Here is a 24,794-nt window from a genome sequence, read left to right on the forward strand (position 1 = left end):
ATCGAACCGCACATCCGCCGGGCGGAACCCAGGGATGGAGACGCGATGTACCGGTTGGAGCTGGCCTCCATCCACTCCGCCTGGCGTGAGTACTACGACGGCACCCAGATACGAGCCTGGTGCCAGGCGCTCCATCCGACGTACCGCCGCGACGCGCAGTCCGTCCGCGAGTTGCTCGTCGCGGAGCAGGAGGGCCGGGTGGTTGCCTTTGGCCAGCTCCATCCCCGCAGGGCCCGTATCGAGGCGCTGTATGCCGCGCCTGGCCACATGCGGCGAGGCCTGGGGCAAAGCCTCTTGCGAAGCCTGGAACGCACCGCCTGGGATTTGGGCATGGAGGCCCTGGACGTCACCGCGTCCCTGTGCGCCGTCCCCTTCTACCGAGCCGCGGGATATGTCGCACAGGGTCCCTGGGAATTCGAGTTCGACGAGGTCCGGGTTCCCGCCCTCCTGATGAAGAAGCACAGGCCGTCTCCCCACCCTCTCTCCTTCAGGAGGAGCCCATGGACCTGACGCATTACTGCGTGCTCTGCAAGCGCAACGTCGTCGACTTCCGGGGCGACCCATGCGAGCCCTGCAAGCGAAACCTCTGCATCTCGTGCCACTTGTTCCGTCGAGAATCCGAGGACGGGCTCTGCATGGGTTGTGGGAAGAAGTCGAACAGCTCTCGTGGCGGGCCGAGCCCGCAATCGAACCTGCTGATCTTCGGTCAGGCGCCGTCGCTCTGCTCCAACTGCAAGGGACCCATTTCGTTCGATGATGGCTGGTGTTCTGATTGCGGCTTCAAGGTCGATCAGCCCACGCCCAATGACACCGTGCAAGGGCCCCGCACCCTCTCGCTGGAGCTCGTCCTCTCGCTGATTGATCGATGGATCAACACCTATGACTTCTGGAAGGGTTACGAACTCCAGTCGTTCGAATTGACGAGGAAATACCTTGAGTCGCACTCCTGCGACCTCGCCGTCGTGGTCGACTGTCTGCTGAAAACGCTCGCGCGTCCCATCCCCTTCAGCAACAAGCAGGGCGAGCTGGATATATTCCATCAGGCGCTTCGCAAGGTCACCCTCCTCGCGCAGACGCAGGGGCTCCTGAGCGTCAGCCCGAATGACTTCGACCTGCTGTTCCGGCGAATCTTCCTGGACCGCCTGCACACGCTGACGTACCTGCTCAAGCTCCACGAGAACGGGGCCTCTCCCCCGTCGTCCTCGACGACGCAGTCCATCAGCCTGTTGGACAAATGGCGCGTCGAGCAGCGCAAGGTGTGGACGAAAACAATCCAGGAGAAGATCTACCAGGACTACATCTTCATGCACGGGAAAGCCTACACGCTCGCCATGGAGAAACTGAAGCAGCAGCGCGTGCTGGCGGTGTCGTGCGGTTCGCTTCCGGCAACCCTCATCGAGCTGAGCGAGTGCAACCTCTGCTTCGTCATTCAAGAGTTGAATACGAAGCTCCCGCCCAAGGAGGGGGCCTGCGTCACCAAGGAGAAGTTCTATCAATTGCTGTACAGCGGGGAGATCTACGCGGAGTCAGGGTACTCGGCCTGGAAGATCGACCCCATGGAGGTCAAGAAGACCTATACCCGCCTGTCCGTGGAGGAGGACACACGGGAAATCGTCCTGACGTGCGCGGAGTGGATGCTCTACGAGCACTTCATCAAGCTGCCGATGTACTTCAAGCACGGCACCGAGACCGAGGCCATCAAGAGCAGCCACTCGCTGATGTCACCGACGGTCGGCAACCAGAGCGCGAAGTACACCAGCAAGACGATGGACGCCAAGTTCGGCCACATCGAATACGTGTTCGGCCGACTGGAGTTCACGTACAACGCCATGACGGGCGGCTCTCGCTACGGCGACATCGTCCTGTGCATGAACTTCGATGAGATCGGACCGGAGCTGTGCATCTCCCTTCATGACCAGGGCATCCCCTTCGACAACGAGAACACCCACAAGAGCATCTTGTACGACGAGCCGGTCAGGGTGATCGACTTCAAGGAAAAACACTGCAGCGAGTGGACCCAGGTCTACGGCAAGACCAAACACTACAACTGCTTCCTCTTCGAGGTGTTCTACGGGAACTGGGGCTGCCGGGCGGCGCTCGCGCTCTCCCTCATTCGCGAGCTGCGCCGCTATCAAGGCAAGGTCGACCTGCTCGGGATGCTCATCAAGGACCTGTCAGTCGCTTCCGCCACGCTCGAGAGTCCGGAGGATGCCTCCGTGCTCACCCTCCTCCACAAGACCCTCAAGACGTTCTTCCGCACCGAAATCCGGGTGCCGTGCATCCTCAGCCTCGAGGAGCCGACGGTCGTGACGATCTTCGACCAGACGGTCGACACGAACTCCCAAGAGCGAATCGCGCAAAGCAAATGGGCGAAAGCCAGGGCGCTCCCGTACGTGGATTACGGCCCCGTGATGTCAGTCGAACGCCTCACCTTCTGCATCCTGCGAATCTCGCAGATCAACCTCGAGGACGCGGGCTTCGACTTCGCGAAACATGTCCAGCCCAAGTTCAACCTATTGGAGGAGCTCTGCGCGAGGGCGGCGAAAGGCGAGAACGTCCCATTGCGCGACGTGCAGGACTACTTCAAACCCTACAAGGGGAAGCTGGACAAGCTGGACAGCAAGAAGAAGGTCAAGAAGACCAAGAAGCAGACCTTCATCATGAATTGCGACACCCTGTGCGGGGTGATTCATCGGATGTTGCAGACCATGGCGGAAATCGCAAACACGGGACACAGCAACCTGCTCGCGCCTCCGGAGTTGCGCTCGAAGTTCTCCTTCCAGTGAGGCGTGCCCCAGGCTCGGGGAGCAGCGGCGTCAGAACGCGACGCCGACAGCGACCCGATAGTCCGCGGAGAGCCCCAGCTGAGGCCTGCGCGGGCCCATGTCGATGACGATGGGGTGCCACATTCCGTCTTCATTGACGTCCCGCGCCGTCGAGAAGGCGTTGCCCACGCCCACGCCCAGGGACAGCACGAGCCGGTTCCAGAGGAAGAGCGAGTAGCCCACCTCGAGCGCCTGGTGCAGCGTGAAGATGGTCCTGTTGGCCCCATCATCCTTGACCCCCAGGATGCTGATACCCAGCTTCCCTCCGACGAAGAGTCCCTCCGGGGCATTGCCGAAGAGATGGTAGCGGGCGCCCGCGTCGAACCCGCCCATCGTGTAGCTCGTGACGCTGGTCTCCTGCCAGTACGAGGGCTCGAGCGTGAACGCCCAGAACGGGGTGAGGGCGTGGGCGTACTCCATCCGGAACGTCACCGCGAACGCGAGTGCCAAGGGGTGGAGCAACACCATCCGGTGCGGCGTGACCTGGGCCCAGGTCGTGGCGGGGTCCTCGGCCCCCTTGGTCACGATGGGGGCGAAGCTCGCCGGCACCATGTCCTCCTCGTCGAGTTGGAGCGACTGCGCCGCCTGGATGCTGAACTCGCGCACGGCCGGGCGGTCCGGGCCCTTGCGCACCAGCAGGTAGCGCCCCGGGCGAAGTGCCACCTTCATCTGCCGCTCGCCAGCGGGGGTCTCGATGACGCTTTGCCCCGTCGACGTGAGCACCACCTCCAGCGGTCCCCGGCGCTGGACGAGCACGACGACACTGTCGCCCGAGTCCACACGGGTGAGGGCCAGGTCATCGCGCCCCCGGAGGTTCATGTCGAAGCTGGGGTGCTGCAGGCGCTCCACGAACACCGACGTGTCGCGGATGGTGAGCTGCTTCGCATAGGTGAAGGCCTCGACGAGCGACACCTCGCCATCTCCGGCGATGTCGGCGGCGCCGCGCAGCCCCGCCACCAGATGATGGGTGAAGAACGAGCCCTCCAGGGCCTGCGTCTCGTGCGCGTTCTCCAGGCCGGAGCTGGAGGCGATGAGCACCGAGCCCGTGCTCTGCACATGGAGGGGCACCTCCAGCGCGAATGGCGCCTCCGCGTGAAGCCCCTTGGCCTGCGTCCACCCTCCACCACGGCACGCGTCGATGATGCCCACCCGCACCGTGGCATCCGGGCTTTCGATCCGCTGCTTCAACGCGGCGAGCAGGAGCGGTGCACCCTGGGGATACAGGGCCTGCTGGTCCGCGTGCCCGGAGTAGTAGAAAAGCAACATCGTGTCCCCGGACGTCGAGCGCAGGCGCGCAAGCTGCCCGTCGAGCGCCGCGAGCACCGCCGCAGGGGTGGGGTCCAGGAGCAGCGCGACATCCTCCGCGCGGACCTCTCCCACCTGCACGAGGACGTCCGCCACCCGCCTCGCATCATCGTGCGCATAGCGCAGGGCGGCCCGGCCGGGCACCGCCGCGTTGGAGCCCACGATGACGGCCATCCGCCTCGACGCGGGGGGCGTGGCACGCGCCTCCTCGGCCCGGGCCGTGGCGGCCATCAGCCACGAGAGCAGGACGACGAGGCACGCGCGGGTGAATCCATTCATGGCGGAGGACCCTTGGGCAGACGCAGCTCGGTGGTCCACAGCTTCTCAGTCCTGGGCGCGTCGGAGAAGAGCGCCTCGGTCTGGGACGTGGGCAGCGGCTCGCGGCTGAAGAGGACGCGCAGGACCTCTTCGCCCCCCGCCTCGTCCACCCGCCAGCTCGCGGGCAGCGCCATGTCTGGCCCCTCGGAGAGCGGCCCCGCGAAGAGCACCGCCCACCCCGACGGCGCGCGCGCGGCCACGGCGACGTACCGGTACGACTCCGATGACACCTGCAACCGGATGCGGTCCTCGGGCACGAGCGGCGTCTGCCCATCCCAGAGGAAGACCTGCTCGCCGCGCTTGAGATGAACAGCGACAGCGGGCGCGCCCTTGGGGGCCACGTACGGCGTCCCCGGGACGACCACGAACACCAGACAGGCCAGCGCGGCGGTGGCGACGAGGGGCAAACCCCATCGCCTCCACTCCAGACGCCACGTCCCACGGGGCGGCTCGGTGCCGAGCGTCCGCGCCCACGCGGGCACGGACTCGGGCTGCTTCACGCGCTGGAGGTAGGAGTCACATTCGGCGCAGGTCTCCAGGTGCCGCGCGAGCGACGGTGCTGGCGGGCCGAGCGCCGCGCGGTCCAGTTCGAGGAAGGAAGGATGCCGTGGGGTCGTCGTCATGGTCCGAGCGTCCTCCTCAGGTGCTCCACCTGCTCATCGAGCCGCTGGAGGAGTCGCCGCACGGTGCGCTCCGACACCTGGAGCACCTCGGATATCTCCTGCTGCGTCAATCCATCCAGCCGGCTCAGCAAGGCGGCCTCCAGCGCATCCGCGGGCAGGTGCCGCGCATAGGCTTCCAACTCCTGACGCCGCCACAAAGTCGCCTCGGCGGAGCGCTCATCCGACAGCTCCTCCGAACGATGGGCGGATGCGCTGCTCGGGCGCTGGCGGAGCCGGTCCACGGCCAGGTTCGTGCTGGTCCGGTAGATCCACGCGGTCGCATGGCGGGCGTCCTTGGGGAGCCCCGTCCGCCACAGCCGGATGAAGGTCTCCTGCGCGACGTCCTGCGCCTCGTCGGAGTCCCCCAGCATCCGGCGGCACTTCTCCCGGATGAGCGGGAAGTAGCGCAGGTAGGCGCTCTGGATGTCGGTGTCCAAGGCTCTGGGAGGCTCCGGAGGGATTCTCCGAGGGAAACGAACAGGGGCCAGAAAAGCGGACAGGAAATCCCGCGACGAATCTCCGGACGAAGGCCTGGCCGGTTCCGGGCCCCCGCCCCGTTGTTCTGGCGGACCGGAGGGATTCATGTCTCGACTGCCGTTGTACCTGACCATGTGGGCCTTCACCCTGGGGCTCCTGCTCGCGCCCCACGCCACGCTCGCGCAGGAGCCTCCCGAGGCACCGCGAGAGGGACAGGTGCGGGGCACGGTGCGCGCCCGGGGCACGCGCCGCCCCCTGGCCGACGCCGCCCTCCAGGTGTCCGGAGTGTCGGAGGTGGTGCGGCCCGACGCGGAAGGCCGCTTCGTGCTCCAACTCCCAGCCGGCACCCACTCCATCGAGGTGCGTGCCCCCGGCCACAAGTCCGCCACCTTCCTGGAGACTGTCAGCCAGGGCCAGCAGGTCGAGGTCATCTACCGGCTCGACCCCTTGAAGGTGAGCCCCTACGAGACGGTGGTGAGGGAGGACCGGCCGCGCACCGAGGTGACTCGCATCCGACTGCACGCGCAGGAGGTTCGCGAGGTGCCCGGGACGCAGGGAGACCCCTTCCGCGTCATCATGGTGATGCCGGGCGTGGCGAGCCTCGCCTCCGGCCTCGGCTATCCCGTGGTGCGAGGCAGTCAGCCGGCCTCCACGGGCTTCTTCGTCGATGGGGTCCGCCTCCCCATGCTCTATCACTTGATGCTCGGGCCGGCCGTGGTGCAGCCCGAGTTCATCGACGCCATCGACTTCTTCCCCGGGACACCGCCCGTCCAGTACGGGCGACTGCTCGGCGGCATCGTCGAGGGCCGCGTCTCCCGCCCGCGCGAGGACCGGGTCCACGCCTCGGCCACCCTGGACCTCATCAACAGCGCCGCCTTCCTGGAGGTGCCGTTCGCGTCCACCGGCACCAGCATCAGCGTGGGCGGCCGGATGAGCTACACGGGCCTGCTGAGCTCGCTCCTGGTCAACAGTCTCTCCAAGCCAGGCTCGAACGCCGTCGGCGCCGAGTTCTGGGACTACCAGGCCCGCGTCGACCAGAAGGTGGGGCAAGGACGGCTGCGCCTCCTGGCCCTCGGGAGCTCCGATGTCCTGGCGTCCTACGCTCCCGAGGAGGAGGGGGAACTACCGGGCATGCCTGGCATGCCCAAGGACCCCACGAATGGCGGCGGCGGAATCACGCGCTTTCACCGGATGGACCTCCGCGGCCTCCACCCGCTCGCCGGCGGGGAGCTGGAGGTGGGCCTCACGGCGGGCATCGACACGGTGGGCATCTTCTCCGAGCGAGGCCCTCCCCGCGTCCGAATCGGTGAGTTCACCCTGCGGCAGAAGAGCCTCGCGGGGCGCCTGCGCTGGAAGCGGGAGCTGGGGTCGACGATGCAGCTCACCGTGGGCGCGGACGTGGAGCAGCGCCGGGGGACGGTGGTCGCCACCGGGAGCGAGGCCCCCGCCGGCTCCCAGTACTTCTCCGAGGACGACCCGCTCACCCGCCCCACGTCGGACGCCCGAACGAGCGGCGCCTACGCCGAGCTGCAGTGGAGCCCATCACCGCGATGGAAGGTCGTCCCTGGCGTGCGCGCGGACGTCTATCAACTGCTCGGGGAAGTCACTCGCACGGCGCTCGAACCCCGGCTGACGGTGCGCCACGCCCTCACGGAGGCCCTCGTCCTCAAGGGGGGCGCGGGCCTGTTCCACCAGCCCCCCACCGTGCTGCTCCAGCTCCCGGTGATGGAGGCGTCCGGCCTTCGCTACGGGCTGCAGGAAGGCCTGCAGTTCGACCTGGGCGCTGAGTGGAGGCCTCATCCCGCATGGGAGCTGAGCGCCGACGCCTTCTACAATCCCTTGCGTCGCACGGTGGAGTTCAGCCTCCAGCAACTCCTCGACCTGCGGCGGCGGGGTGGCGTCGCGGCGTCGGACCCGGCCGGCAGCGGCCACGCGTATGGCCTCGAGCTGATGGCCCGCCACGCGCTCGGCGGAGACTGGTTCGGATGGGCGTCCTACAGCTTCCTCCAGAGCCGGCGCCGGGTGCGCATCGAGCGCTACGATGACCAGAACCAGTTGCTGGGCACCGACCACGCCACCGTGCCCTTCGCCTTCGAGCAGGAGCATGTCTTCAACGCGGCCCTCAGCCGCAAGTTCGGCAATGGCTACACCGTGGGGGCCGTCGTCCACTTCAACACGGGCCGCCCCGAAACAGGGGAGCTCACGCCGCAGCCCATGCGCGCCTCCCAGGACAGCGAGGGCAATCCCCAGTGGGTGCGGCAGGAGCGGAGCCAGGCGGGGCGCCTGCCCTCCTTCTGGCGCGTGGACCTGCGCGCCGCCAAGGCGTGGGCCCTGGATGACCTCGTGCTCGAGGCCTCCCTCGACCTGCTGAACGCCTCCTTCCAGACGGAGGTCCTCTTCTACGAATACACCTCGGAGCCAGCGGGCACGGACAAATCCTCTCTCGTGCGCAAGGCACGGGGCTTCCCCATCGTCCTCCCCATGCTGGGGCTGAAAGGAACGTACTGACATGCGCCTCACCCTTCGTGCGGGCCTCCTCTTGGTGAGCCTGGGTAGCGCGGGCTGCGAGCCCTTTCCCGACTCCCCCATCTTCTTCTACGGCATGGCCCTGAGGGCCGACGGCTCCCCTTTCCACGCGACAGCGTTGCCACTGGACGGGGGACGACACGGCAAGCTCTACGGCGACCCGCTCGACTTCTCGCCGTATGGCATGACGACCACGCGCGACAATGGCGCCTTCGTGCTGGAAATCCTCTCGGGAGACATCGGGTCCATCGCGACGGTCAGCGGCTCCGCGCCAAGACCGAACGCCCGCGCCCGTTTCCGGGTGGCGACGCCCCTGGAGGACGGCCCGGCGGCGTTCGTCTCGTTCACCCAGGTCAACGGAGGAGGAGACTCCGAGTTGCCGGTGCTGCGTGTCTGGGATGCGGACCTCGCCTGGAGCGATGCCCCCACCGGATGGTGGCTGACCTTCGCACCGCCACCGTCCGCGCCCGAGGCGCCCCGAGGCGTGGTGGTCGATCTCGACGACACCACACCGCAACCCGGAAGCCCGAGCGGTGACCTGGAGGACCCCTCGATTCCGCGGCCCGTGTTTCAGCTCCACACGAAGGAGGGCCTCGTCTGGAACGAAGAAGCCGTCACCTCGCCGAGGCTCCTGTCACCCTGGCTGCTCGAGGACTTCGCCACACTGGAGGCCCAGGTGCGAGTGGTGAGCGCGGGCGCCTGGCGCCGCGATGCCCTCACCAGCGACGAGGCCTGGCTCCACTTCCGACTCGAATGGCGCAGCGAGCGACTGCCATTGCCGGCGGGTGCGTTGCGCCCACTCAGCCGGGGGGCCCGGTGCCATCCGGTGACTGACGTGCCCTGCCCGTTCACGGATGGGCTGCTCGCCGAACAGCGCCTCTCCGAGCTGTGGCCGAGGGGGGAGCCCTCCTCCAGCCCACGGCGCGTGGGCGTGCAACTGGAGACGCCAGCCCAGCTCTCGCGCGTGGTCATCCGAGGCCTGAGGACATATGGACAGGAGGTGGTCATCGAAGGCAGCGAGGACGGAGTGCAATGGTCCGAGCTCGCCAGGCGACCGCTCGCCGAAGCACCCACGACAGGGAACAGCCGGCTCTTTCGCGACGTGAGCGACGCGGACAGTCCATGGGACCCACCGTTCCCGGGCCATGACTACGCCTTCCTCGACATTGCCCTGCCTGGAGGACCCCGGGTCCGGTACGTCCGCCTGCTGTCCTTGTGGTACGAGGCCCGGGAGATAGAGGTGACCTCCATCGCGGAGCTGTCCCTCTTCGAGTGAGACAACCCGGCTCCCAAACTCCTTGCCAGATGGGCGGCCGGACTTGGTGGGTGGAGGGAAATCGATAAGCTCGTGGCCTGCCCAAGCCCATGCCAATTTCCAACTGGGAGCAGGACGGGTCGAGGGAGGGACGATGAGGTATCTGGCCCCGTGGCTCGGAGTGTGGCTGTCTGTCCTCGCGGGCTGCAGCGTGCCAGGACTGGAGGAACTCAAACGAGGGCGCGCCCTCCCTGTTTCCATCCATTACACGGCGAGCTTCAGGACGGGCTGTATCCGTGTGGTGGCGCAGGGGGCACAGGACGCCACGACAAGGATGGAGGAGACAGCCTCGAACCTGGCCTCCATTTCCCCCCCATTGAAGTGGGTGCTTCTGCGCAAGCCCCATTGGGGCGGGGACGTAAGTCTTACCGTCACCGCGCACGAGCAGACTTGTAATGGGCCGGAGGTGGACCGTCAGGTGGTCGTCTTCGCGGCGGGAGTCGAGGATGAGCAGTCAGTGATGCTGGAGACGCCGGACATGGACGCGGATGGCTACGTCCCCCTCGCGAACGGCGGCACGGACTGCGACGACAGCATCGAAACGGGCGCAAGTGCCTTTCCTGGCCACACCGAAGTGTGTGACGCCGTGGACAATGACTGCGACCAGGTACTCAACGAGGGATTCACCGTCCTCTATCCCGACGGAGATGGTGATGGAGAGGGTGATTCGTCCAAGCCGTCCTGCGAAGGCGCCTTACCACCCCCGGAGTTCGTGGCGAACGGCCGGGACTGCGATGACTCGGACCCTGGAGTGAAGACGACGGCGGCGGAGGTGTGCGACGCCATCGACAACAACTGCAAGGGAGGGGTGGACGAGGTGGGGGACTGCGGGGGCACGCTGCGAGAGGTCGCCGACTTTCATCTCCAAGGTCCGGGTGGCGACGCCCCCTGGAGGACGGTGGCGATGTCCCCAGCGAATGGCGGGTATCCCGTGTGGATCGCCGGCCTCGGGGGACAACTGGTCGTGCGCAAGGCGGCGAACGAGCGGTTCGAGAGCTTCAGCTTTGGAGCCTCGACGACGACGCCGCCTCCAGATGGGAGTCCGCCGGCCAGTCCGAACCATTGCGGCAACTACGGTTGGTATGCCTCGTGGGTTGATTCCGAGGGGGCTGTCTACCTGGGCGGAGCGTCCGGCCGGGTGGCGATCCATGACGGGGAGACGTGCGCCTTCGCGTCGCAACTTCCCGTCAATGACAAGGTGGTGGGAATGGTGGGCTTCGAGAATGGCTCCGACACCATCGTGTACATGGCCACCGACGCGGGCCAGCTCTTCTACTGGAGGACCTTTGAATGGAACCTCGGGAGGCCTCCCCAATCAACCGCCAACAGCTCTCGGGAGGGTCACCGCTACACGGGGCTGCACGGCTTCTCCGCGGACCTCACTCAAGACGATAATGAAGAACTGTGTGTGTCGGCGGTCACGGGAGGCAAGCAAGCGGTCTTGAGCTATTTCACGAGGAACGACAGCCTGCATGTGCAGTCTCTGGACAATCCTGGCGACATCAGCGGAGCCATGAATGCGGTGTGGGCAAGGTCCTCCACCACGGCATGCGCGGTCGGTGACCGGGGAGGCGTCTGGCGGAAGATTGAAGCGGACAAGTGGGCGCGGAAATCGGCGCCCCCTGCTGGGGCGGTCGACTTCAGCAGTGTGGTGATGTTGTCGAACGATGACTGCTACATCGTGGACAAGAGCAACAATGGCAGGCTGCATCGGCTGACCGGGAAGGGCTGGGCCAAGGGGCCAGCCCTTCCCGAGCACCTGACGGACAAACCCTTGCACGACCTCGCGATGGAGACGGCGGCGAACTTCTGGCTTGTCGGAGACGGTCGCGTGCTCCACTACCCGGAGCCGCCGTAGCCGCCGGTTCGCGGTGTCTTCGAGCCGGGAGGCCGTGACAGCCCGTGCCATTCCGCCGCGCGGCTCCGCGGAATGGCACGAGCAGCGAACAAGCGACCTACAAGGTGCTCTCGGGTGCCATCACGGACGGGTCCACCGGGAATGGCGCACCGAAGCCGGGGATGTCGGAGACCAGGTCATAGACGAGGTCCGCGAAGATGCTGTGCCCGTAGCTGGTCGGGTGCGCGAGGTCCCAGAACAGGTACTTGTCCGGGTTGACTGACTTGCCTTCGCACGAGTCCTTCACGTTCGTCAGCCCATACGTGGACGGAGACGCGATGATGAGGTTGAGGTGCTTGTGAGCGTCCACGCCATAGAAGGTCACGGTCGGGTAGTCGATGCGCAGCCGCTTCAGCGCCTGAGCCCACAGGCTGTTGAAATGTGTCACGGGGGGCGCGAACACGTACGTCCCCAGGCCGCCCGGAATGATTCGCGCCTTCGGCGTCTTCTCCAAGGGGGGAAGGTTCACCCAGACAATCTTCTTGGCGCCCGCGGCCACCAACTTACGAATCTGCGCCTCGACGTTCGAAGCAGCCTGGGCCGCCGCGGCCTTGATGGCCGTCGAGTTCAGCGGGTTGTCTTCCACCTTCCGGCTGATGTCGTTGGCGCCGCCCCACAACGTAAACAGCGTCGTGGGGGTGATGAGCGGAGCCTTGTTCAGGTAGGAGTTCACCTGGGTCGTCATTCCGCTCGTAAGCGCCCCTCCTCGTGCGTAGTTCGTCCCGCCGTCGTCGGAGGCCGTGAGCGGCAACCCGAGCGCGGTGGCGAGCTGTTTGACCCAAACCCCGTAAATCTGACTGGCCGGTTGAGTGTTCGGACCGCTGGTGGAGACCCCGTTGTTTCCGTTGTCGCTCAGGCTGTCGCCGAACGCGACGATGGCACTCTGCGCGCTGGCATGCAGGGGCGCGAGCACGGCCAGGGTCATCCACCCTGTCAAAAATGACTTCTTCATCCAGAGACTCCGAGTCGAGGGGTACCCAAGCGAACCTATCCCCGGATTCTCTGCTTATCAATATTTGCTAGTTTTCTTGCCTGCACTCGCGGGGAGGGCGCGCGCGGACGGACGGTCCGACCTGGCGCCTCCTCGCCGCCGCCCTCCGGCAAAAATAAATCCCGTGTCGATCTCCCCGAAATACGTTCGTCGTGAGGATGAAGGCGACGCTCACCTCATCCAACCCTCTGAAGGAGACGCACCATGGGCACCAAGATCTTCGTCAACCTCCCCGTCGAGTCGCTGGACCGCGCCGTCGGTTTCTTCACGAAGCTGGGCTACACGTTCAACCCCCAGTTCACCGACGCCAACGCGACGTGCATGGTCATCAGCGAGGACATCTACGCGATGCTGCTGGTGAAGCCCTACTTCAAGGGCTTCATCAAGAAGGAGGTCGCGGATGCCACGAAGACGACCCAGGTCATCATCGCCCTGACCGTGGACAGCCGGGCCGCCGTCGACTCGCTGCTGGAGAAGGCGCTCGCGGCGGGCGCCAAGGAGTCCAAGGAGAAGATGGACCAGGGCTTCATGTACCAGCGCAGCTTCGAGGACCTGGACGGGCACCAGTGGGAGAGCTTCTGGATGGACCCCTCCGCCGTCGCGCCGCAGCAGTAGGCACCTTGGAGGAGAGTGCCGCCCTTCGAGAGAGCCTCGAAGGGCGCGCGCCACCTCTCGCGACAGCTATTGCGAGAAGGTCTCGATGGCGCGGAGCAGCGTCTCCGGCTGGACGGGCTTGGCCAGAAAGCCCGAGGCCCCACCCCGAGTCAGCTTCACGGCGGTGGCGGCATCCGCGGAGAGAATCAGCAGCGGAATCGAGGAGAGCGCGGGGTCTTCACGACAGGCGTTGTAGAACGTCTCGCCATCCATGACGGGCATCCGGATGTCCAGGAGGATGAGACCGGGGCGCAGGCCCTGTCGGAGCAGCTCGAGCGCCACCTGGCCGTTCGACGCGGGAACCACCTTGTAGTCCCTGCCCTCCAGAATCTCCGAGATACCGAGCCGGACCTCGTCCTCGTCCTCGACGACCATCACCGTGGTTGAACCGGCGTTCCCACGCTCCATGGACGCAAGCTCCTGCCCATGACTCGCGCTCCGCGCGGGAGCATCCTCACTCGCACGCTGACTCGTCATCGACCGGGGGAGCACCACCGTGAAGGTCGTCCCCTCTGCTTCAGAAGAACGCACGGAGACCGTTCCTCCGTGGCTTCGAACGATCTGCTCGACGATGTAGAGCCCGAGGCCCAACCCTCCGCCCGCCACGCGCCGCTGCGCGTGCTGGCCCTGTCGGAAGGGATTGAACAGCACCGGCACCAGGTCATCCGGAATCACGGGTCCCCGGTTGTGCACCGCGAAGACGACCTCGTCAGCCTCCGCCCGGAGTGTGACGCGGACGGGCGCTCGCTCCGCTCCGTACTGCAGGGCGTTGGTGATGAGGTTGGTGGCCACCTGCGTGAGGCGGCCAGGGTCCCAGTCGCCGAGGACGACCACCTCCGTCGCCACCAACTGAATCTCCCGCCCGGGATGGGACAGGCCCAGGTCGTCAAGGGCCTCCTTGAGGAGCGCCAGGAGGTCGATGCGCTGCCGGGACACGGGCAGGTGACTGGTCACTCGAGCATGGGTGACATCCAGGAGGTCGTTGATGATGAGGTTGGCTCTCTCCGCGCTCCGCAGGGCGCGCTCGATGGCCTTCGCCCGCTGGGGGTCTTCCGTCTTGCGCAGGAGGTGGGAGGCCACGGTGGTGATGACCGAGAGCGGATTGCGCAGGTCATGGCTGACGACCCCCACGAGGATCTGCTGGAAGTCATGGGCCGCGGCGAGCTCCCGCGTCCGCTGCGCGTCCTCGTCGCGAAGCTTGATCATGGTCAGGTAGGCGCCGAGCTGCGCCGTGATGACCGAGAGCAACCGGAGATGCTGCACGTCGTAGGAGATGTCCTCGGAGGGCTCCATGCGAACCAGGCCGATGACCTCGTCCAATCCCATCAAGGGCAAGGTCAGGTGAGGATGCGCATCGGACGAGCGGCCAATCTCGTCGGCGTGCGCGATGAGGCGGAAGAGCCGGGTGAGGGTCGACAGCAGCGCCCCCCGCTCCGAGGCGGGCGGCTCCGGCACCACGACCAGCGTGTACGAAGTGCCCGAGAACGCCTTCAAGAGCGCACATCGCCGGTAGGGAATGAGCACCCGCGTCAGCTCCAGCGTGCGCTGGACCCGCTCATCCGCCCTGTCGGCCGATTCGAGCGTGCGCGCAATCTCGGAGAGGGTCCGCGCGATGCGACCAAGCTCGGCGTCGTACTCCGCGCTCATGGGCTCTCCCTCGGCTCCCGGGTGGGAAGGCCGGTGAGAACACCGCGCAGGTCCTTGAAGCGCCCCGAGGTCACCTTCAAGCCGTCCGAGCCCACGGTCATCGACCGAAGCTCGGAGTTGTGCTTGATGCCGCGCGCCTTGAGCACCGAGATGGCCCGCTCCAGCTTGTTGCCTATCTCCACGTAGCGCAGCTGGATGAGGTTGTCGGCGATGAAGGAAACCCCGTGCCCCGAGATGACCGCTGTGCCCAGCAGTTGCTCGGATTCGACGGTCATCAGGAGCGTGACGCCCGCGCCGCGCATGTGTTTCGCGATGGCGTAGACCATCTCTTTATAACGACGGTCCGAGGGCACCCCCAGGGACATGGTGGTCAGGCTGTCGAACACCGCTCGGGTGGCCCCCAGCGCGCTCACCTCCTTGCGAGCCTCATAGAGGAAGCGGTCCGTCGACAGCTCCACGGGTGACGTGTACTTGATGACCAACTTGCCCTGCTCCTCGAGCGCGGACAGGTCCCAACCCACGCTGCGCGCAATCGAGCGGAGCTGGTCGGGAGTCTCCTCGAGCGTGAAGAGGACGCCTTTCTCACCCCGCTGAGCCCCCTCGATGAGGAACTGGAGACTGAGCAGCGTCTTTCCGCTGCCCGTTCCGCCCTGAATCACCGTCGCGCTCCCGCTCGGGAGTCCGCCACCCAGCAGGTCATCCAGGCCCTCGACGCCCATGGTGGCGCGCGCCCCCGGGTCCGCGCTGGGCTGGACCTGGGTGTCCGAAGGAGTGCTCACGCGAGGGTAGAACGAGACGCCCGCCTTGCTGATGTCGAAGAAGTGCCGGCCCGACGTGTAGCCCGCGCCCCGCAGCTTGAGCACCTCCAGCTCGCGCACCGAGGTGAGCTCCTGCCGCTCGCTGCCCAGACGGATGATGCCATCGGCCACCGCGAACTCGGCGAAGACGGGGAACTCCTCCCGCGTGTATTCGCCGACGAGCAGCGTCGTCGCGCCCCAGCTCGCCGTCTGGACCGCCAGGTCATAGATGAACGGACGCGCTCCCCCACCCTGGTTCTGGAGGAGCTCGCCGATGGCGCGAAAGCTGTCAATGGCCACGAAGTCCGGCTCATGCTTCTCGACGCGCGCCTCTATCTCCGCGAGCGTCCGCTCCGCCCCCTGGCGCACGCACGCACCGAGGTCGACGAAGATGACCTGCTTGTCGAGCAGCTCGACATCGAAGAAGTCGAACAACTGCATGTAGCGGATGACCTTGAGGGCCGGCTCGGAGAGCGTGGTGAAGTAGAGGCACTTCTTTCCCTGACGCGCCGCATGGAAGAGCATCTGGAGCGTCAGGACCGTCTTTCCGGACCCCGGCTCGCCGGCGATGACCACCATGGAACGGGCGGGAATCCCGCCTCCGAGAATCCGGTCCAGCGCCACGTCACCCGTGGTCTCGGACTCGAGAGAGGTCTTCTTGGCGATCATGACTCATCCTCTGGAGGAAACAGACGACAGCGCTCGATTTCGGGAATCCCGCGGAGCCTGCGCAGGACCACGGGGCCCGTGAGTTCTTGTAGGAGCGGCTGCAGCTCGCGCGCGACTTCGCGCAGGCCGTCCAGCGTTCCGGCGGTGCCGGCCTTCCATTCGGGGGGAAGGAACAGGTGGTACTCGAAGCGCTCCCGGCTGACGGAGATGCCTTGGAGTTCGGGCACGGTTCTCGCGGCGTGCTTCAAGCTGCGACGAATGAGGGTCGCCGTGGCCGGCGTTCCCAGCAGGTCGGCCAACGCCGACCAGAGGACCTCGAAGAGCACCGCCGCCTCACAGTCGGGCGGATGGACGGTCTCGGTTCTCTGAGGCTGCTCACGCTTCTCGGTCACGGGCCATCCAGTCCGGGCGCATGCGAGCAGCCCCAAGCCAATCCGCTGTCACTCGCTTCGGCGTCCTCGTCCCGCCATCCCATGAGGTGACGAGAAGCAGGGCGTCACACTTCGCGGCCCCGAGCCTTGGGCCGCGCATTGCGCTGACGCTCTTCCGCCAGACGCTCGACGTCGCCTCGGCGCACGAGCCGTCGCCCGCTCATGGTGCGCAGCGCCGGCAGGCGGCCCTTGTCGCAGAGCACGCGCACCGTGTCGGGCGAAAGGCCCAGGACATGCCCGGCTTCGCTCGGCGTCAGAAGCTCTTCGGGGTCGCGATTCGACAAAAATGCCTCCCGCTCACGGTACGAAGATCCAGGTTCCTGGATCGCCGGAGGGAGTTAGGCATTGAACTGCGGTCCTGCAAGGGTGGGCGTGAACCACCACGGCCGCGGAAGGGCCCACGCCTCAGCCGACGGGCACGCCAGGCATGTCGCGGACGACCTTCTCGAGCTCCGCGCGGGCCACCGACTCCGGCGTCCACGCCATCGCCACGTCGCGCAGGCTTCGCGCGAGGCCGCTCTCCCACTGGGCGACCTTCCCGAGCATCCACGAGCGGTCGCGGATCCGCTCCGCGCGCGGGCGACGGAGGCTCTCGTAGCGGGCCAGCGCCGCGTCCGTGGGGCCCTGCGTCACGAGGAGCTGCGCGAGCGCGGCGGCGTCCTCGATGGCGAGCCCCGCGCCCTGCCCCAGGTTGGGCGTCACGGCGTGGGCTGCATCCCCGAGCAGCACGACGCGGGGACTCCACCAGCGCGGCGCGGAGCAATCCTCGATGTCGTTGTGCCGCAGCCCCTCCAGCCGCTCGAACGCCGCCAGCGCGGAGCGGGCCGGGTCCGCGAACTCGGCGTACAGGGCCCGGAAGCCGGCGAGGTCCTTCCACGGCGGAGGCGTGCGACGCGGAGCATTGAGCGTGAGGAACACGTACGATTTCCCCGCTCCCAGCGGCACCACGCCCGCGCGCTTTCCCCGGCCCCACATCTCGACCACGCCGTCCCCGAAGTGCCCGTCGACCACGAGGCGCCAGCACGTGTAGCCGGAGTAGCGCGAGGGCACGTCGGCGCCGGGGACCTGGGCCCGCACGGTGGAGCGGATGCCGTCCGCGCCGACCACGACGTCATAGCGACCCGCCGTGCCGTCGGAGAACACCACGTCCACGCCGTCCGCGCCGCGCTCCAGGCTCGCGACCGTCACGCCGTGTCGCGGCGCGGGGGACGCGGCACGCAGGACCCGAAGCAGCTCGTTGCGGTGGATGGCCGTGGCCGGGAGCGGCATGTCCGGCATCGCGTAGGCCGTCTGCTGGAGCACGCGGCCAGAGGCGTCCGTGATTCGGGCCAGGCCCACCGGATGCCCGGCGGCGACGACGGCCTCGTGCAACGCGAGCCCCTTCATCACCGACATCACATTGGGGCCGAGCACGATGCCCGCGCCCTCGTCCTCGTAGGAGGGCCGCCGCTCGACGAGGTCGGCCTCCACGTCACGACGCGCCAGGGCCGCGCCCAGCGCGAGCCCACCGATTCCACCGCCGACAATCAGCACCTTCACGACGACCTCCTGGAGCCCAGTCCGACGAGCAGCGTGGCCAGGGTGCGGCGCAGGACGTCCCTCGCTTCGGCCACGGTCGAGTTCGTCAGCGGCGAGAGCATGCGCAGCACCGCCGCGTGGTACACGGAGAAGACAAGCTCCGCCGCCAGTTGGAGCTCCACGTCCGCTCGCAGCTCTCCGCGCGCCTTCGCCTCGTCCACGATTCGCGCCAGCGCGCCGACCAACCTCGCCAGCGCGGGCCGGTGCAGCGACTCGGCGGCGCCCGTGAGCCACGGCAGCTCCTTCACCACGGCGCGGGCCAGCTCGGGCTGCGAGGCGTAGTGCGCCAGGAGCGGTGTGAACAGGTGCATGCACCGGTCCACGAAGGCGCCGTCCGGCAGGGACGACACCGCCTGCTCGACCAGCGGCATCGCCTCCGCGCGCCACAGCTCGTGCAGGAGCGCGTCCTTCGTCTCGCCGTACACCAGCACCGTGCCCGTCGCGACGCCCGCCTCCTCGGCGATGGCTCGCACCGTCGTGCCCGCGTACCCGCGCTCCACGAACAGCCGCTTCGCCGCGGCGCGGATCCGCTCCCACTTGTCGCTCTTGGCTCGCTCACGCAGGGACATATTGAACCCGTTCAATTTTGAACGCGTTCAATATTCGACGGGTCTTTCCTCGTCAATGGGGTGATGTCCACCCCCCATGGCCTGCTCAAGAGTTCAATAATTCCAAGGGTCTGCGGACTCGGGCCCACCGCGTTCGCGGGGTTCGCGATGAAGGCCCGACCGACGCAACTCTTGCCCGGTGATCCCGATAATCCCTGCAGGTTCCATCCAATTTATCGTGAGGCCCCCCATGGGTTTCGACATCCGCAAGACGCTCAACACCGTCCGCACCAACGTCCAGAAGACCGTCCAGGACGTGCAGAAGACCGTCCAGGAGAACAAGGAGCTCATCAAGGGCGGGACCGCGGTCGCGACCCAGAGCGCGAAGGCCTTCGGCTTCGGCAAGGACGCCTTCCAGCAGATCAAGAACATCAAGAAGGGCGCCGAGGGCCTGCTGACGGGCAAGAACCTCGACTTCGTCAGCAACCCCACCTACGCCAAGGGCGAGTTCAAGGGCCTGACCAAGCTGGGCGCGAACATGAAGGCCTTCGCGCGCTACGCGGGCATCCCCGGCGCGGTCATGGCCGGCTCCACGGCCGTCAAGGACATCCGCCAGGCCATCCGCACCGGTAGCAAGGACGACATCATCAGCGCCACGCGCTCGACGCTGGACGCGACCAAGGCCGGCCTCACCGCCGCGACGGGTGGCATCGTCGGCGGCAAGGTGATGGGCGGCGTGCTCGGCGGCACCGTCTTCAAGGACAAGCTGGAGGCCGGGAAGAAGGCTGTCGACGCCTTCAAGAGCAAGCTCCCCAACGCCAGCGACGACGTGCTCAAGGCCGTCAAGAACGTCGCCACCAAGGGCGTCTTCGAGGGCGCCACGGCGAGCGGCATCACCAAGGCCGCCAAGAACGTCGCCGCGGACGTGGCGAAGACGGGCGGCACGCTGGCCGAGGGCATCCTGGGCAGCGGCACGCGCCAGGCCGCCAAGGCCGCGCTGAAGGAGGTTGGCACGGAGGTCGGTGAGGCCGCCCTCAAGCAGGGCGCGAAGGCCGCTGGCACCACCGCCGCCAAGGCGCTGGGCCGGTTCGCTCCGGGCGTCAACGTGGCCATCGCCGCGGTCGACGTGGCCAACGCGGGCGCGACGCTGATGGACAAGAACGCGAGCACGGGCAAGAAGGTGACGTCCGTCATCACCGCCGTGGGCTCCATCGCCGCGGCCACCAACATCCCGATTGTCAGCCAGGTCGGCGCCGCGGTCTCCACGGTGTCCAGCATCGTGGGCGCGTTCTTCTAATCAGCGCCCCGCCCTTCGGGGTTTGTCAGAGCGGCTCGGCTGGACTATGCCCTGGTCCATGCCGAGCCGTCGCTTTTCCCCCCATTGGCGCGGACGCTGGCACGCCTATCTCCCGGGAGCATTCGTGAGCAGCAAGCAACGGACTCAAGGACCTGGTCGGGGAGTCGAGCGGCTTCTCAAGATGAGCCCGGTGGTGAGCACCGTCTCCGAGGAGGCCCTCACCCTTCCCAGCGTGGCGGCCCCCTCCCTGGAGGGAATCTCGGTGCTCGTCCCCACCCCGGACGACCTGACGCAAGAAGACCTCCTGCGCGCCTTCCACGAGAAGCGCCGCGCCCTGGCCACCACGCGCGAGCGTCAACCGGGCGAATCGCTGGAGATGGGCGACGAGGTGCAGCTCAACATCGTGGGGTACTGCGATGGGCACCTCATCCCCTTCTCCGCGCGCTTCGGCATGAAGACGGAGCTGGCGCCCATCGAGGCGCTGCCCGGGTTCTGCGAGGCCGTGGAGGAGGGCGGGAAGGTGGGCGAGTCCATGCAGATCGCCCTGGAGCTGTCGGACACCTATCCAGTGGAGGCCCTGCGCGGCAAGCCCGCGCGCTTCCTCGTGGACGTCGTCGGCGCGCATCAGGTGACGATGCTGCCGGAGAGCAGCCCGGAGTTCCTCGAGCAGCTCGGGATGGGCGGCACCCTGGAAGAGGTGCTGCTCCACCTCCGTGACACGCTGGAGGACGAGGGCGCGGCGGAGCTCTGGGTGCGAGCCCGGGACATGGTGCTGGACGAGGTGGCCCGGCGTGCGCCGGTGGAGCTGCCCCGCGCGCTGGTGGACGAAGAGTTGCGCCGCCGCTGGGTCCAGGCCGAGGGACAGTCCCTGGTCGAGCACCAGTTCGACGTCGACGAGCAGCGGGAGGCGCTCCAGGGCTGGCTGACGGACCCCACCACGCGCGCGGACGCCGAGCGCCGGCTGCACATTGGCATCGTGCTGAAGGCCGTCACCGAGGCGGAGAAGCTTCAGCTCACGCCGGAGAAGCTGGAGCAGTTGATCCGCGACCACACGGCGCCCTTCGGGCTCACCGCGGAGGACACCCACGCCGCCCTGCGCGAGTCGCCGGAGACGACGAAGCGACTGACCGAGCTGGCCTGGTACCTGCTCGCCGTGGAGCACGTGATGAACAAGGCGAAGCTCACCTTCGAGGGCGCGGAGCAGGGCTGAGGCGTCTTTCGCGCGTCCTCAGCTCTCGCTGAACCAGAGGCCCACGCCGCCGAGCAGGCCCAGTCCCAGGAACAGCGCCGCGAGCCCCCACGTCTGGCCGCGCGACCACCGGAGCGACTCGCCATACCGGTGGCCGCACACCAGGATGAGGAGGGCCAGACCCAGGCAGATGGATGCGGGCCCCAGGGCCACCAGCATCTTGCGGGGCGTGCCGCTCACGTCGAGGACCGCCAGCAGCAGCAGCGGCCAGAATCCGATGATGAGCAGGCCGACCACGAGCCCCAGTCCCCACCGTCCCTCGGGCGAGTCCAGCTCCATGAAGTCCAGGAACCGCGACCACCATGAGCGGTGCGGCTCCAGCGGCTCTCGACGTCGGGGGGCAGTGGGCTGCACGCGTGGGGACTCCTGGGAGTCGTGACGTTCTAGTGCAGCGCGACGCTGATTTGAAGAAGGCGCGGGCGATGCGTGAACGGTCAGCCCTGGCCCTCGGCCAACCTCGTCTCCCGCCGAGCCCCGTCACCGGGAGCCCCGACGGGACGCCGCGCTTCGCCGCGCAGCTTCTGCATCAGCACATAGAGGCCGGGGATGAAGGCGAAGTTCACCACCGTGGACACGAGCATGCCTCCGAACACTGCCGTCCCCAGCGAGTTGCGCGAGGCGGCGCCCGCGCCCTCGGCGGTCATCAGCGGCACCACGCCCAGCAGGAAGGCCAACGACGTCATGAGGATGGGGCGCAGACGGACCTCCGCCGCCTCCACCACCGCGTCGACGGCGCTCTTGCCGCTCTCGCGCAGCTGCTCCGCGAACTCCACGATGAGGATGGCGTTCTTGCTTGCCAGGCCCACCAGCATGACGAGCCCCAACTGACAGAACACGTCGTTGGCGAACCCTCGCATCCACTGCAACCCCAGTGCCCCCAGGATGGCCAATGGCACGGAGAGGATGATGACCAGCGGAAGGGTGAAGCTCTCGTATTGCGCCGCGAGCACGAGGAACACGAACAGCAGCCCCAGTCCGAACATGACCAGCGTCTCCCCACCGCTCTGCCGCTGCTCCAGGCTGATGCCCGTCCACTCCGCGCTCATCCCCTGCGGAAGGACCTGCGCGGCCAGTGACTCCATCGCATCCATGGCCTGACCGGAGGACACCCCCGGCGCGGCCTGACCGCTCAGCTCCACCGCGCGGAAGAGGTTGTAGTGGCGGATGCCCTGCGCGGAGACCGTGGGCGCCACCTTCACCAGTGACTCCAGCGGAATCATGTCTCCGCTGTCGCTGCGCACGTAGAAGGCGCCAATGTCATTCGGGCTGTCGCGGAACTGTTGCTCGGCCTGGACATAGACGCGGTACGAGCGGTTCGCGTAGTTGAAGTCGTTGACGTACTGGCTGCCCATGTAGACCTGCATCGTGCTGAAGATCTGCTCGATGGGGACCCCCAGCGCCTTGGCCATCTGCCGGTCCACCTCCACGTCCAGCAGCGGTGTGTCCGCGTTGAAGCCTGTGAAGACGCCGCGCAACCGGCCCTCCTCGTTGCCCTTCGCCATCAACTCCTGGACCGTGGCGGCGAGCTGGTCCAGCGAGGAGGTGCCGGCGACGTCCTCGACCATGAACTGGAAGCCGCCGACGCTGCCCACGCCCCGGATGGCCGGAGGCTGGAAGGGCATCACCCGCGCGCCGTCGATGCGCCCGAACGGCCCGCGCAGCCGCTCCACCAGCGCGGCCACGGACTGGTCCTTCCCCGGCCGCTCGTCCCACGGCTTCAGCGGGACGAAGATGCTGGCCATGTTGGGGCCCGTGCCCTGAGAGGAGAAACCACCGTTGGCGAAGATGGCGCGCACCTCGGGCTGCGCCTTCAGCACCGCCTCCACCTGCTCCATCACCTTCTCCGTCTCGGCCAGCGACGTCCCCTCCGGCCCCTGCACGGAGACCAGGAGGTAGCCCTGGTCCTCGTCGGGAATGAAGCCCTTGGGCGTGGCTCGCACGAGCGCCAACGTGGCGCCGAGGCACAGGAAGAACGCCACCAGGATGATGACCGGGCGCTTCAGCAGCCTTCGCAGGTTCCGGCCATAGGCGACTCGAATCCCGTCGAGCACCGTGTCCACCTGCCGGAAGAGCCACCACTTCTCCCCTGTGTGGTGCACGAGCATCCGCGCGCTCAAGGCGGGGGTGAGCGTGCAGGCGCAGAAGGTGGAGAGCGCCACCGAGGCGGCGATGGTCAGCGCGAACTGGCGGTAGATGGCGCCCGTGGTGCCAGGAAAGAGCGCCACCGGGACGAACACCGCCACCAGCACGATGGAGATGGCGATGACCGCGCCCGACACCTCCTTCATGCCCTCGCGAGCGGCCTCCGCGGCCGACAGCTTCCGCTCCACCATGAGCCGCTCGATGTTCTCGATGACCACGATGGCGTCATCGACGACGAGGCCCGTGGCCAGGGTGAGGCCGAACAAGGTGAGGGTGTTGATGGAGAAGTCCATCAACCGCACGAAGGCGAAGGTGCCCACCAGCGAGACGGGGAGCGTGAGGGCGGTGATGAGCACGCTGCGCCAGCCATGCAGGAACAGGAAGATGACGAGGATGACGAGGACAATCGCCTCCACCAAGGTCCGGAGCACCTCATGGACGGTGGCGCGCACCGCGAGCGTGGTGTCCGTGCCCGTCCGGTACGTCATGCCCGGAGGGAACTGCGTGGACAACCGCTCCAGTTCCTTGAAGACGGCGTCACGCACGTCCAGGGCATTGGCGGTGGGCAACTGGAAGGTGACGATTCCCACCGCCTGCTTCCCGTCGAAGCGCAAGAGCGTGCTGTAGTTCTCCGCGCCCATCTCCACGCGGCCCACGTCCTTCACCCGGACGCTCTTGCCGTCATGCTGGCGCAGCAGGACGATGTCACCGAACTCCTCCGGCTCCACCAGTCGTCCTCGGGCCCGCACAGAGAGCTGGTAGGGCTGGTCCGCCGCGGACGGAGGCTGGCCCACCTGGCCCGCGGCCACCTGGAGGTTCTGCTCCTGCAACGCACGCGTCACGTCCTGCGGGGTGAGCTTGCGCCGCGCCAGCTCCGTGGGGTCCAACCACAGGCGCATGGAGAACTTGCGCTCGCCGAAGATGCGGACTTCACCGACGCCTCGCACGCGCTTGATGGCGTCCTTGAGATTCACGTCGGCGTAGTTGCTGAGGAACTTCACGTCGTAGCGGTCGTCCGGGCTGAAGAGCGCCACGGACAGCAGAATCTGGCTGGAGGCCTTGTTGACGACGATGCCCGTCTGGTTCACCTGCGAGGGCAGGCGCGAGGCCGCGCGGCTGACCCGGTTCTGCACGTCGACGGCGGCCACCTCGATGTCGCGCGTGGACTCGAAGGTGATGACTATCTGGCTGGAGCCGTCGTTGCTGCTGGTGGAGGTGATGTAGCGCATGCCCTCCACGCCGTTGAGCTCCTGCTCCAGCGGGATGGTGACGGCGCTCTCCACGACCTCGGCGCTGGCGCCGACATAGTTGGCCGTCACCGTCACCTGCGGGGGTGCCAGGTCCGGGTATTGAGCGATGGGCAGCGTCGGGATGGCGATGGCACCCACCAGCGTCAGCAGGATGGAGCAGACGATGGCGAAGACGGGCCTGCGGATGAAGAAGTCGATGAACATGGTGCGCTTGAG

20 protein-coding genes are annotated in these 24,794 nt (G+C 67.2%); 8 read left to right on the forward strand and 12 right to left on the reverse strand.

Annotation, left to right across the window (positions count from 1 at the left end; all coding sequences use genetic code 11):
* Positions 1 to 45 precede the first annotated feature (45 nt).
* Both HUA75_RS22225 and HUA75_RS22230 read left to right on the forward strand, forming a co-directional pair.
* On the forward strand, positions 46 to 510 hold the full coding sequence (locus HUA75_RS22225; RefSeq protein WP_174487536.1) for a GNAT family N-acetyltransferase: 465 nt from the start codon (positions 46 to 48) through the stop codon (positions 508 to 510).
* Complete coding sequence (locus tag HUA75_RS22230; RefSeq protein ID WP_174487537.1) at positions 501 to 2,786, forward strand: hypothetical protein; 2,286 nt, start codon at positions 501 to 503, stop codon at positions 2,784 to 2,786. Before HUA75_RS22225 ends, HUA75_RS22230 begins: the two co-directional genes overlap by 10 nt.
* A gap of 30 nt (positions 2,787 to 2,816) precedes the next feature.
* Here HUA75_RS22230 and HUA75_RS22235 read toward each other — a convergent pair whose 3' ends face one another.
* From HUA75_RS22235 to HUA75_RS22245, 3 genes are read right to left on the reverse strand one after another with little or no spacing between them, the layout of a single operon-like run.
* Complete coding sequence (locus HUA75_RS22235) at positions 2,817 to 4,409, reverse strand: caspase family protein (RefSeq protein ID WP_174487538.1); 1,593 nt, start codon at positions 4,407 to 4,409, stop codon at positions 2,817 to 2,819.
* Complete coding sequence (locus HUA75_RS22240; RefSeq protein ID WP_174487539.1) at positions 4,406 to 5,071, reverse strand: hypothetical protein; 666 nt, start codon at positions 5,069 to 5,071, stop codon at positions 4,406 to 4,408. Before HUA75_RS22240 ends, HUA75_RS22235 begins: the two co-directional genes overlap by 4 nt.
* Positions 5,068 to 5,547 (reverse strand): RNA polymerase sigma factor, encoded by a 480-nt coding sequence (locus HUA75_RS22245; RefSeq protein WP_174456299.1) that lies wholly within the window; start codon positions 5,545 to 5,547, stop codon positions 5,068 to 5,070. The genes HUA75_RS22240 and HUA75_RS22245 overlap by 4 nt, the downstream gene beginning before the upstream one ends.
* A gap of 145 nt (positions 5,548 to 5,692) precedes the next feature.
* On the opposite strand from HUA75_RS22245, the gene HUA75_RS22250 reads away from it, so the two are divergent.
* The 3 genes from HUA75_RS22250 to HUA75_RS22260 all read left to right on the forward strand — a co-directional run bounded on the left by HUA75_RS22250 (position 5,693) and on the right by HUA75_RS22260 (position 11,286).
* Positions 5,693 to 8,095, forward strand: a complete 2,403-nt coding sequence (locus HUA75_RS22250; RefSeq protein ID WP_254627704.1) for a TonB-dependent receptor — start codon at positions 5,693 to 5,695, stop codon at positions 8,093 to 8,095.
* Between the two features lies 1 nt (position 8,096).
* Positions 8,097 to 9,389 (forward strand): hypothetical protein, encoded by a 1,293-nt coding sequence (locus HUA75_RS22255; protein WP_174487541.1) that lies wholly within the window; start codon positions 8,097 to 8,099, stop codon positions 9,387 to 9,389.
* 364 nt (positions 9,390 to 9,753) lie between these two features.
* Positions 9,754 to 11,286 (forward strand): putative metal-binding motif-containing protein, encoded by a 1,533-nt coding sequence (locus HUA75_RS22260; protein ID WP_217446228.1) that lies wholly within the window; start codon positions 9,754 to 9,756, stop codon positions 11,284 to 11,286.
* 97 nt (positions 11,287 to 11,383) lie between these two features.
* Here HUA75_RS22260 and HUA75_RS22265 read toward each other — a convergent pair whose 3' ends face one another.
* Entirely contained in the window at positions 11,384 to 12,277 is an 894-nt protein-coding gene (locus HUA75_RS22265; protein ID WP_174487543.1) for an SGNH/GDSL hydrolase family protein, read from the reverse strand.
* Positions 12,278 to 12,520: 243 nt separating this feature from the next.
* On the opposite strand from HUA75_RS22265, the gene HUA75_RS22270 reads away from it, so the two are divergent.
* Positions 12,521 to 12,931: a VOC family protein gene (locus HUA75_RS22270; protein WP_141640332.1), complete on the forward strand. Its 411-nt coding sequence runs from the start codon at positions 12,521 to 12,523 to the stop codon at positions 12,929 to 12,931.
* A 66-nt stretch (positions 12,932 to 12,997) separates the two neighbouring features.
* Here HUA75_RS22270 and HUA75_RS22275 read toward each other — a convergent pair whose 3' ends face one another.
* The 6 genes from HUA75_RS22275 to HUA75_RS22300 form a co-directional block, all read right to left on the reverse strand.
* Positions 12,998 to 14,617: an ATP-binding protein gene (locus HUA75_RS22275; RefSeq protein ID WP_141640333.1), complete on the reverse strand. Its 1,620-nt coding sequence runs from the start codon at positions 14,615 to 14,617 to the stop codon at positions 12,998 to 13,000.
* Complete coding sequence (locus HUA75_RS22280; RefSeq protein ID WP_174487544.1) at positions 14,614 to 16,083, reverse strand: ATPase domain-containing protein; 1,470 nt, start codon at positions 16,081 to 16,083, stop codon at positions 14,614 to 14,616. Before HUA75_RS22280 ends, HUA75_RS22275 begins: the two co-directional genes overlap by 4 nt.
* Positions 16,080 to 16,475: a hypothetical protein gene (locus tag HUA75_RS22285; RefSeq protein WP_174487545.1), complete on the reverse strand. Its 396-nt coding sequence runs from the start codon at positions 16,473 to 16,475 to the stop codon at positions 16,080 to 16,082. Before HUA75_RS22285 ends, HUA75_RS22280 begins: the two co-directional genes overlap by 4 nt.
* Positions 16,476 to 16,579: 104 nt before the next feature.
* Positions 16,580 to 16,798, reverse strand: coding sequence for a helix-turn-helix domain-containing protein (locus HUA75_RS22290; RefSeq protein ID WP_217440864.1), 219 nt, complete (start codon positions 16,796 to 16,798; stop codon positions 16,580 to 16,582).
* Positions 16,799 to 16,919: 121 nt separating this feature from the next.
* Entirely contained in the window at positions 16,920 to 18,053 is a 1,134-nt protein-coding gene (locus tag HUA75_RS22295) for an FAD-dependent monooxygenase (protein WP_174487546.1), read from the reverse strand.
* Positions 18,050 to 18,661, reverse strand: a complete 612-nt coding sequence (locus HUA75_RS22300) for a TetR/AcrR family transcriptional regulator (protein ID WP_217446229.1) — start codon at positions 18,659 to 18,661, stop codon at positions 18,050 to 18,052. The genes HUA75_RS22295 and HUA75_RS22300 overlap by 4 nt, the downstream gene beginning before the upstream one ends.
* A gap of 229 nt (positions 18,662 to 18,890) precedes the next feature.
* Here HUA75_RS22300 and HUA75_RS22305 point away from each other — a divergent pair, with 229 nt between their 5' ends.
* Together HUA75_RS22305 and HUA75_RS22310 are read left to right on the forward strand one after the other, a co-directional pair.
* Positions 18,891 to 19,937, forward strand: coding sequence for a hypothetical protein (locus HUA75_RS22305; RefSeq protein ID WP_141640338.1), 1,047 nt, complete (start codon positions 18,891 to 18,893; stop codon positions 19,935 to 19,937).
* 181 nt (positions 19,938 to 20,118) lie between these two features.
* On the forward strand, positions 20,119 to 21,147 hold the full coding sequence (locus HUA75_RS22310; protein WP_174487548.1) for a peptidylprolyl isomerase: 1,029 nt from the start codon (positions 20,119 to 20,121) through the stop codon (positions 21,145 to 21,147).
* Positions 21,148 to 21,165: 18 nt separating this feature from the next.
* On the opposite strand, the gene HUA75_RS22315 is transcribed toward HUA75_RS22310, so the two are convergent.
* A complete protein-coding gene (locus HUA75_RS22315) occupies positions 21,166 to 21,540 on the reverse strand; it encodes a hypothetical protein (RefSeq protein ID WP_371746166.1) in 375 nt (124 codons plus the stop codon).
* 80 nt (positions 21,541 to 21,620) lie between these two features.
* The gene (locus HUA75_RS22320; RefSeq protein WP_174463920.1) at positions 21,621 to 24,782 is read right to left on the reverse strand and encodes an efflux RND transporter permease subunit; all 3,162 of its coding nucleotides are present in this window, start codon (positions 24,780 to 24,782) and stop codon (positions 21,621 to 21,623) included.
* Between the last annotated feature and the right edge of the window lie 12 nt (positions 24,783 to 24,794).

Origin of the sequence: Myxococcus sp. CA040A (assembly GCF_013336725.1) — a bacterium.
GTDB lineage: Bacteria > Myxococcota > Myxococcia > Myxococcales > Myxococcaceae > Myxococcus > Myxococcus llanfairpwllgwyngyllgogerychwyrndrobwllllantysiliogogogochensis.